Source organism: Kitasatospora nipponensis (genome assembly GCF_039528135.1).
GTDB lineage: Bacteria > Actinomycetota > Actinomycetes > Streptomycetales > Streptomycetaceae > Kitasatospora > Kitasatospora nipponensis.
Map to the genome: position 1 here is coordinate 1 of NZ_BAAALF010001057.1, position 544 is coordinate 544.

The window sequence follows — 544 nt, forward strand, 5'->3', positions numbered from 1 at the left end:
CCCCTCTGCGCCGGAAGGCCCAACCACGAGGGCCTGATGGGGGGCGATCTCTGCACTCTCGTGGGCCCCGCGTTCAAGTGGAAGACCACGGCCTTCAATTTTGTGACGCCGGGTACGGTGCGCACGGGCATCGAGTCCACTACGAAGGCCCGCCATTTCTGGCTGGCCTACCCCACCGGCGAGTACCGCCGAACCTGCCCGATCGCTGGCAAATACTCGGGCAGCAACGCCGACGGCGGGAATTTCGGCGTCGCGAGCATCTCCGAAGCGGAGAAGAACTGCCCTGGCACCGTGTACTTCGGCATGCAGTTCGAGCGGCTGCCCCGGAACTGACCAGCCTGGCGGACGAGCCATCGGGCACAGGCCCGATCTCACTTAAGACCCCAGTTGATCTGGGGTTTTTGCCTTTCTGGGTATTTCAGTGGCGGTCGGGCCCGGCGGGGGGGCGGGCTGCTTCGAGGCCGTGGACGAGGGAGCCGCCGAGCAGGGTGTGGCTGGGCCGGAGGCTGTCGAGGGTGTTCTCGGGGGCGGTTGTGGGGTCGTC

Annotated in this window: 1 protein-coding gene; it reads left to right on the forward strand. The window is 66.7% G+C overall.

All coding sequences use genetic code 11. The annotated features are described in order from the left end of the window. Nucleotides 1-333, forward strand: a 333-nt coding sequence (locus ABD323_RS44840; protein WP_344447706.1) for a hypothetical protein, incomplete at its 5' end; no start/stop codon positions are given. Between the last annotated feature and the right edge of the window lie 211 nt (nt 334-544).